Raw genomic sequence first — 244 nt, 5'->3', positions numbered from 1 at the left:
TTGCGGTTGGCCACGGCATTCCCACGCAGGTCAAGGGTGCGCAGCCCGCCGGGCAGTTGCAGACCGGTGAGCGAGGCGTTGCGCTTGGCGATGACGTCGGACAGCTCAGTGGCCGGACGCAGGTCGGGATTGGTCAGCCCGGTGCCGCTTAGTTGCACGCGGCGCAGCGCGGCGAAGGTGCCGTTCAGCCGCAGGGTGGTCAGCCGAGCGGAGTTGTCGATGGTCAGGCTTTGGAGCCCAGCCG

The 244-nt window shown here is 68.9% G+C and carries 1 protein-coding gene; it reads right to left on the bottom strand.

Features of this window, described 5'->3' with window-relative positions:
• A partial coding sequence (locus F0L46_RS26520) for a hypothetical protein (RefSeq protein WP_188312179.1) occupies positions 1–244 on the bottom strand: 244 nt, incomplete at both ends.

Origin of the sequence: Salinarimonas soli (assembly GCF_008386575.1) — a bacterium.
In the GTDB taxonomy this organism is placed as follows: domain Bacteria; phylum Pseudomonadota; class Alphaproteobacteria; order Rhizobiales; family Beijerinckiaceae; genus Salinarimonas_A; species Salinarimonas_A soli.
Note: the sequence above shows the minus strand (reverse complement) of the source record. Positions and strands in the feature narration are given on the sequence as shown.